At 43.5% G+C, this 7160-nt stretch carries 4 protein-coding genes; 3 read left to right on the forward strand and 1 reads right to left on the reverse strand.

Annotation, left to right across the window (positions count from 1 at the left end):
• Nucleotides 1-104 precede the first annotated feature (104 nt).
• Nucleotides 105-2597 carry a cation:proton antiporter gene (locus tag MHN81_RS27320; protein ID WP_239427313.1) on the forward strand — a complete coding sequence of 831 codons (2493 nt, stop codon included), beginning with the start codon at nucleotides 105-107 and terminating at the stop codon, nucleotides 2595-2597.
• Nucleotides 2598-2616: 19 nt separating this feature from the next.
• On the opposite strand, the gene MHN81_RS27325 is transcribed toward MHN81_RS27320, so the two are convergent.
• Nucleotides 2617-3105 carry a DUF523 domain-containing protein gene (locus MHN81_RS27325; protein WP_023398577.1) on the reverse strand — a complete coding sequence of 163 codons (489 nt, stop codon included), beginning with the start codon at nucleotides 3103-3105 and terminating at the stop codon, nucleotides 2617-2619.
• A gap of 320 nt (nucleotides 3106-3425) precedes the next feature.
• On the opposite strand from MHN81_RS27325, the gene MHN81_RS27330 reads away from it, so the two are divergent.
• Together MHN81_RS27330 and MHN81_RS27335 are read left to right on the forward strand one after the other, a co-directional pair.
• Complete coding sequence (locus MHN81_RS27330; protein ID WP_239427314.1) at nucleotides 3426-5435, forward strand: alpha-amylase family protein; 2010 nt, start codon at nucleotides 3426-3428, stop codon at nucleotides 5433-5435.
• A 136-nt stretch (nucleotides 5436-5571) separates the two neighbouring features.
• A complete protein-coding gene (locus MHN81_RS27335; RefSeq protein WP_343224749.1) occupies nucleotides 5572-6984 on the forward strand; it encodes an alpha-amylase family protein in 1413 nt (470 codons plus the stop codon).
• The last annotated feature ends 176 nt before the right edge of the window (nucleotides 6985-7160 follow it).

A 7160-nucleotide genomic window follows, 5' to 3' on the forward strand; every position in this document is an offset into this window, starting at 1 on the left:
GAACAATTATATCCTGATCGCAAGGTGATAAAACACAGATGACTTAGCGAACACAAGATTCCTTTTCTAAACTTAGTGCATCAAATTAATCAAGGCACTGAACTATGGCTTTTAGCACAGGGCTTTTAATCCTCTTATTTGTGATTTTTGCGCTTTTTATTGGTGCGTTTGTCAGACATATTTTAAAGGGGACACAAGTCCCCTACACCGTGGCTCTATTACTTTTGGGCATAGCTATCGGTCTGCTGCAACGCGGCGAGCTCTTCGATGCATATGCACCTGAGTTTGGTCACAGCCTCGCCTTAGTCGCTGAAATAGATTCTCATTTATTTTTATATCTTTTTTTGCCAACCTTGATATTTGAAAGTGCCTTTGCAATGGAGGTGCACCTGTTCAGACGCATGTTTACTCAAATAGCCATATTGGCAGTGCCCGGACTCATGCTGGCGATTTGGTTAACCGCAGAGCTGATTTTTGCCATCGTGCCTGATGGCTGGGGATGGAGCTGGGCCATTTGTTTAATGTTTGGCGCTTTGATCAGTGCAACAGATCCCGTTGCCGTTGTTGCGCTACTCAAAGAAGTCAGCTCTCGAAAACGACTTGAAACGTTAATTGAGGGAGAATCTTTACTCAACGATGGTACAGCTATCGTCTTCTTTTCGTTATTTTTTGCCTGGGTTACTGCCATGTACAGTGGGGATGCAGCGGCGGGTCTCTCCTCTCCTTTGCACGTCACCCTAGAGTTTTTGCAAGTTGTATTGGTTGGCTTGATCATTGGAGTGATCGTCGGCGGCCTGTGCATCATGTGGATTGAACACGTATTCAACGACCCCATGATAGAGATCTCGCTAACCATAGCTGCTGCTTACTCAGTATTTTTTATCGCTGAAAACTTTCACGTATCAGGAGTAGTTGCGGTAGTAACGCTCGCCATTATGTTTGCCAGTATCGGTAGAACACGTATTAGCCCAGAAGTGGCCGGATTTTTACATCATTTTTGGGAAATGATGGCCCATATGGCCAACACGCTTATCTTTTTATTGGTAGGCATTTTAGTCGCAATTCGAGTGCCTTTAAATGACGTGCAAGCGTGGCAAATGCTGTTGTTTTTATACGTGGGCATTTTGCTTATCCGCGCAGCCTCAATTACTGTATTTATGCCGGCTTTAACCAGATTAGGAATTGGCATTAACTTTCCCAAAGCGGCTGTATTATGTTGGGGAGGATTGCGAGGCGCGGTATCTTTGGCTTTGGCATTGGCCGTAGTTGCAAGTGATGTGATCCCGAAAGAAATTGGTGATCGGGTGTTGTTTTTATGCGCAGGCATTGTGGTATTAACGATATTGGTGAACGGTTCTACTATGGGTACATTATTAAAGCTGCTGGGTTTAAACTCGCTGCCACCAGCAAAACAAGCAACAGTCGATAAAGCACAAGCAAAAATAAGCAATGAACTTCATGACATGTTACCTGTGATGATGACCAACCCTTTTTTACAAGGTGCAGACTGGGAAACCGTTAAACAAAAGTCTAAATTACAAACGCTTGATGAACTTGAGTCCGACGCCAATATCACAGACGATGAGCTGAACACAGCCTATAAAAGGCGGCTACTTGAAACGGAACGAAAACACTACTGGACACAGTTTGAACAGGGCATGTTGAGTAAACAAGCAACCAGTAAATTGGTTGAGGCAGTGGAAGCAGCCTTAGATGGAGAGCCGACCATTAGCCCTAGAACGCGCATTTACACAGTGTGGCAAACGCCAAAATGGTTGCGGCCACTTAGACAATACACTTGGCTAAACAAACTGCTACTCAAATTTTATTTCAATAAACTGGCCTTAGGCTATGACATTGCTCGCGGGTTTATGCATGCACAAGAGGCTTTGCAAAGCCACATTCAAGCTTTAGCACCTAGCCAAATGGCGGCAGACGCCGTGAAGAAAGCGGTCAATGACAATAAATCACGAACACTTGAACGCATGAATGAATTACACGAGAGTTTTCCTGAAATTATTCAATCATTACAAACACAGGCTGCCACAAGGTTACTGCTCAATAGAGAGCGTGCAGTGATCAATGCGCAGTTAAAGCAAGCGGTTTTAGACAAACCTGAGGCACAGCGCTTGCTGTGTAGCGTAGAAGATAAAATGGCCAGCTTACAAAATGAGTCAATTTTTAAGTCAACGCAGGAACAACAATTTACCAACGACATTCCCTGGGCTAAAAATTTACCACTTGAGACTCGAGAGAAGCTCTCGTCGTATGTTGAACACAGCGTTTATGAGGCGGAGCATCTCATTTGTAGTGCAAATAATCCCCTCAATAAAATTGGCATTATTAGCCGAGGCAGCGTGAAAGAACAATGGTTAATGGTGACAGAAGAAGGGAAAAAACACACTTGCACCAGTAAAGGGCCTGGCGAGTCAATCGCGTTAATGACCCTGCTTACTGGAACAAGTAAAACAGAATGTGTCAGCGAAACCCCTTGTGATGTGATGTGGCTCCCCTGTGACAAACTCAAGCAGCTTATGCAGCAAGATAGCCAGCTCACACAGGTAGTTTGCAAACTAATGCAGGATTATTCGGTATGAGTTACTGAATTTTTGTACTTTATGGTTCGTTTTTTACTTCGCGGATCAACTGCGCCACCGTATGTTGGCTATAAACTTTAATGCCATTGGCCATCAATAAATGTGCTGTCACACCGGCACCAGGTATCTTCTTTCCACTAAAGGTGCCATCGTAAATTTGTTGACTGCCACATGAAGGGCTACCTTCGGCCAAAATCGCATATTTGATCCCATGCTGCTGACAGAGCGAAAGCGCTTGGCGTGCACCTGTTAAAAACGCATCGGTTACATCAACACCATCATCACCTAAAACACTTGCATTGTGGCTTAACACATCATGTCCATACCCACCGACAATCTCAGCTGGCGCCCTTGGAATTGGCAATCCAGCCGATACTTCTGGGCAAAACACTGAAAGTTCAACGTTCAGTTCCAACCACCCTTTGTCTGACTTATCCAAAGACAAGCTACTGCCGTTGTATCGCACTTTATTACCTACCAAACATGCACTTACAAATACTTTTTGCATTCGTACTCCACTTGCAAAAACCTAGTTCAAGGCAAGTTTAACGCAATCAAACAAGAAAGTGATCACCGTACAGCTATCTGGCTTAAGTTTATGCTCAATTGTGTTTAATTAGATTGCACCATTGAATTCACTTTAGTGTAGTTAACCTACTCTAAAGGTGTTTATATTCTAAATTATTAATATATTTATTATAAAATTCTCTAATTAAGATCTTTTAAAGATTTTATATGCACTAATATCCCTGCTTTGCATACGTATTCAATGGATTGTTCCCGAAAGCCCCTTATATTGTAAAACTCATGTAAATGAGAGGCACAATAATGAAAAATATAATTTTACCAATCGTGGCAAGTGTTTCGGTACTTGCATCAAACTACACCTACGCTGCGCCCAGTAACACAGGTGCACCAACCACATTTGTTCACCTTTTTGAGTGGTCTTGGCCTGATGTAGCCAAAGAATGTGAAACTTTTTTAGGGCCACAGGGATATGCTGCGGTTCAGGTTTCGCCACCAAGTGAACATATTACCGGAAACCAGTGGTGGACAAGATATCAACCTGTTAGCTATCAATTAGTTAGCAGAGGTGGCAACAGAGCGGCTTTTATCGATATGGTGTCACGCTGTAAAGCCGTTGGTGTCGATATTTATGTAGATGCTGTAATTAACCATATGGCACATGGTAGTGGCACGGGCGTCGCAGGTAGCCAATTCGGTAACAAGCAATATCCGATTTACAGCCCGAATGACTTTCACTCAACTTGCGCAATAAACCCTGCTGATTATGGCAATAACCCATGGCGTGTCCAGCACTGCGAGTTGGTAGGTCTTCACGACTTAGACACAGACGCACCGTATGTTCAGACGCAGCTGGCTAACTATCTAAACGACCTTTTAAATATTGGGGTTGCAGGTTTTAGATTGGACGCGAGCAAACATATGCCCGCATCAGACATAGGTGATGTGCTTGCAAAATTAAACCAGCAGTCGGTGGTATTTCAAGAAGTGATCGACCAAGGCGGTGAAGCTGTTCAAGCATCAGAATATTTCCAAAATGGTTTGGTAACAGAGTTTAAATACAGCATCAAACTTAGCGAAACGTTTAGAACCGGAAAGCTTGCTTGGCTTAAGTCTTTTGGAGAGCAATGGGGTTTCATGCCAAGCTATAAGGCTGTTGTATTTACCGATAACCATGACAATCAACGCGGACATGGCGGTGCAGGCTCTATTGTCACCTTCCACGACGGAAAGCTCTATGAATTGGCAAATGTATTCATGCTAGCCTACCCATATGGCTACCCAAAAGTAATGTCTAGCTACGAGTTTAACGGCGATACCGACGCGGGTGGCCCAAACATGCCAGTCCATCAAGGTAACAACTTAAATTGTAACGCACAACAATGGCAATGTGAGCACAGAAAGCCATTAATTGCAGGTGCAATGCGCTTTAGAAATCATACCAATGATGACTGGTCAGTACAAAATTGGTGGGACAATGGTAACAACCAAATTGCTTTTTCACGCGGTAATTTAGGCTTTGTAGCCATTAACCGCGAGTCAAGCAATATGAATGTAAGGCTAGCAACAGGGCTTGTAGCGGGGATATATTGTGATGAACTCTCTGGCGGTAAAAATGCACAGGGCTGCGCAGGCAAAACCATTAAGGTAGACACCGACGGGACAGCACATATTACCTTAGCGCCGATGGACGCAGTGGCGATTCATCATCAAAGCATGACAACAGATACCCCTAGTGATGGCAACGAAGATTGGCAAAGAACGGTTGTATTTATAAAGGCACAGACACAAAGCGGGCAAGATATGTTTGTACGCGGCGGGTTAGATCATAATGCAGCTATACAACGTGGGCTGCAATGTGATCAAAATCCAGTGCTTTGCCAAATTCCAATAAAACATGTCAATCTCAGAAATCAAACCACTGCGTCATGGAAGTCAGGTGATATGTACCTAGACTGGCAGGCGTCTGAATCAGGTCAATCAAACCAAGCTCAAGGTACAGCTTTGGATTGGACAACCAATATTTGGCCTGCAAATTGGGGTGAAAAGAAAACCTATGACCTGCATGGGTTTGGCGAGTCAAGCTTAAACCAATGGGGCCCGCACTACTGGAAACTAGAAGTAGAAATGGATTGTAGTAAAACCCATCAAGGTTGGTTTGAGTTAAAAGCGTTCGTTAAAAACGGTCAAGGCTGGGAAGACAACATTTCTCAACAAAACCGTCCTTATGACAGTAACAATCACTTTGCTCAATGTGGCAAACTCAATGTCTTTGAGTTTGGTCAAAACACTCACATTATTCAGTCTCTCTAATGTTAAACTAACCGTTTGATTCACCGAACATGGCAACCAAATATGATTTTTTGGTTGCCTTTTTGCATACGTATTCAATGGACTCACCTTAAACGAGCGATATATTGTCAATCTCAAATAAGTGAGAAACATACAAATGAAAAACTATAAATTTCCAGCATTTGCGAGCTTGGCGCTCGTGGCATCTAGCCATGTCATGGCGACACCCCATTCAACATCTACATTTGTGCATTTATTTGAGTGGTCATGGGCGGATGTAGCAAATGAATGCGAAACTTTTTTGGGTCCTCAGGGTTACAAAGCCGTACAGATCTCACCACCAAATGAACACATTGCAGGGGATCAATGGTGGACTCGCTACCAGCCTGTATCGTATGAAATACAGAGCAGAGGCGGAAATAGAGATCAGTTCGTCGATATGATTAATCGTTGCAAAGCGCAAGGTGTAGATATTTATGTTGATGCGGTGATAAACCACATGGCCCATGGCAATGGTAAAAGCATAGCTGGCAAAACATACGGCAACAAACAGTACCCGATCTATGAACCAAAAGACTTTCACAAACCATGTGCTATCAAATCAGAAGATTACGTCAATGACGCATGGCGTGTACAAAACTGCGAATTAGTCGGTCTACATGACCTAGATACTGACTCTCCCAGAGTACAAACTAAAATTGCGGGCTATCTCAATGAACTGATCAAGCTTGGTGTCGCCGGATTTAGATTGGATGCCAGCAAACACATGCCCGCTAAAGACATTGCAGCAATTTTAAAACAGCTTCAACATTCTCCTCTTGTATTTCAAGAAGTCATAGATCAAGGCGGTGAAGCCATCACCGCTGACACTTATTTAAATAATGGTATGGTGACAGAGTTTAAATACAGTGTGAAACTGAGCCACGTTTTTAAAAAGGGACAACTGGCTTCTCTCAAAGGCTTTGAGAAAGACTGGGATTTAATGCCCAGTAATAAAGCAATTGTATTTACTGATAACCATGACAATCAACGCGGTCATGGCGGTGCTGGCGATATTGTAACTTTTCAAGATGGCAGACTTTACGAGCTAGCAAACGTGTTTATGCTCACCTATCCGTATGGCTATCCAAAAGTCATGTCCAGTTATAATTTTAATGGCGACACGGATGCGGGAGGGCCTACTGAGCTGGTTCATCTATCTGATAAACTCAACTGCAATGACCAATTATGGCAATGCGAACACAGAAAGCCGTATATTACTGGTGCGATGCGATTTAGAGCCCAAACTGGCAAGAGCCAATCAATTCAGCATTGGTGGGATAACGGAAATAACCAAATCGCTTTCTCAAGGGGAGATGTTGGTTTTGTCGCAATTAATCGAGGTTCTCAAGTGATGAATGTCACATTGCAAACCAGCCTCCCGGCTGGTATTTACTGTGATGAGCTAAGCAGAACGTCAGCCATTGATTGCTCAGGCAAAACCGTGTCAATTGATCGCAATGGCAAGATACACATTGCTCTAAAACCAATGGATGCGTTGGCTATACATCGTTTTGCACAGGTGAATTAAGTGCAAAAGGCACCGACTGCGAACGCAGTGAGTGCGGTTCTTTTGCGCAAGGTGAAGTAAGTGCAAAGTGTTAATGTCAGCGAGCGCAGCGAGCTCATTTACTTTGCGCAAGGTGAAATGAGCTAGTTTAACAGCCGCTGAGGCTGTCACCTCTAAAACCAACACAGCGTCAATAA

The organism is Pseudoalteromonas sp. Of7M-16 (assembly GCF_022347805.1).
Taxonomy (GTDB): Bacteria; Pseudomonadota; Gammaproteobacteria; order Enterobacterales; family Alteromonadaceae; genus Pseudoalteromonas; species Pseudoalteromonas luteoviolacea_F.